This is a genomic window from Vallitalea sediminicola, assembly GCF_054408565.1.
On sequence record NZ_BTPT01000111.1, the window covers coordinates 1 to 1,811 of the forward strand.

1 protein-coding gene is annotated in these 1,811 nt (G+C 32.1%); it reads left to right on the forward strand.

Annotation, left to right across the window (positions count from 1 at the left end; genetic code table 11):
* The first annotated feature begins 99 nt into the window (after positions 1-99).
* Positions 100-1,461, forward strand: a complete 1,362-nt coding sequence (locus ACX6CF_RS25725) for a transposase family protein (protein ID WP_458788247.1) — start codon at positions 100-102, stop codon at positions 1,459-1,461.
* Positions 1,462-1,811 lie beyond the last annotated feature (350 nt).

The following is a 1,811-nucleotide window of genomic DNA, read 5'->3' on the forward strand; positions in this document are numbered from 1 at the left end:
AAAGGTAAATGTTTTTCGCAGTAATAATTAGGGAAAAACCAAGGCAACACGGCGAAAAAATGTTATACTTAAAAAAACTTTTTCGCAAAGGGGCTAATTATGACACGAGCAGAGAAACGTAAGTTAAAACAAGAATTAAAAAACGAAATCGCAGAATTTCTTAACATACAGCAACATTATTTTCCAGAATTAATTCAAGACCTAAGAAATGTATTGGATGGTAGGAATACAAGCTATACGACCTATGAAATTGAAGTGGTTCTATATGTAATGATTCTAAAAAATGTTTGTTCTATTACATCTATGAAAGAAATGACGGATGCATTTAATGAGGATAATTTAGTCAAAAACGTGTATAAGATTTTAAGACTTGATGAGCACAAATTTTTACCTCATTATGTGACAATCAACGAATGTTTATCTAAGTTAGATCCATCCGAGTTTGAAAAGATTAGAAAGAAAATGCTAGTCAGTATTATACGAAAAAGAAGCTTTCAAGATGCTAGACTTTTAGGTAAGTATTGGTGTGTCATAGTAGATGCGACACAGCTATATAGCTACAAAAAGAGGCATTGTGAGCACTGTTTAACAAAAACCTTCAATAAAGGTGAGGAAGATGAGAAAACAGTGTATTATCATCAAGTACTAGAAGCAAAAATTATACTAGGTGATAATCTTGTATTGAGTATAGGAACAGAATTCATCGATAACGAAAGTGAAAATATAAGTAAGCAAGACTGTGAAATAAAAGCATTTAAAAGGCTATCGGAGTCATTAAAAAAAATGTTTCCAAGGTTGCCGATGTGTATTCTAGGGGATAGCCTATACGCTAGTGAACCCTTCATGAAAATATGTGAAGAAAACAAGTGGAAATGGCTGATAAGATATAAAGAAGGTAGCATCCCAAGTATAGCTCAAGAATATGAAGAAATAGCTAAGATGGATGAAGTAGAATCAAGAATAGTGTTTGTAGATGAAGTTAAAAAAGGTAGACTGTTAGGAACACATAGACATCATATACAGTGGGTAAATGAGTTAGAGTATAAAGGATATAAAGTGAATATGATGGTGCTAGATATAGATAGGGATGAAAAGAAAAATCAATCATTTCAATGGCTAAGCAGCTTAGAAATTGGAAGACAAACAGCAGTAGAATTTGCAAAAACAGGAAGACAAAGATGGTTAATCGAAAATGAAGGATTCAACATGCAAAAGAATAAAAGATATATGATTACCCATCAAAACAGCAAAGACTATCAAACATTACAGAATCACTACCTAATAACACAAATAGCAGATATGCTGGTGCAACTCTATGAATATGGATTTAAGGGTATTAGGGAATTAAATCGAATAGTAGAAAATGTGGCAAAAGGATTATTAGAAAGTTTGCGAAGAGAACCCTTATCAGAGGAAGACTTAATATATAAGCGTAGAAGAATTGAAAAAAGTATAGAGTAATATTATAACGAATGGCTAGGAGGGTGATAACAGTTAATGGAACTGAATAAGTGTAGGCAAAAAAGATAAAAAGGGGTTTTTATAATTATGGCCCGTGGATAACTTTTTAAAATTTGCAAGTTGATACCCAGAACCTGTGGATAAAGGTCTATAGGAAAAAAATGAAGTTTTTAAAGCTTATTTACCTTTCGGGGCTGACTAATTCTAGGGGCTGGTGGACACGAACATGTGGTCAAAGAAACAGCAGAAGCAATGAGTAATTTTGATGAATCTGATTTCTTATATAATCATTCTAAAATTGCAATTGGAAAGTTAAATGACATTTCAGAATTTATAAAAGAATAAAGATA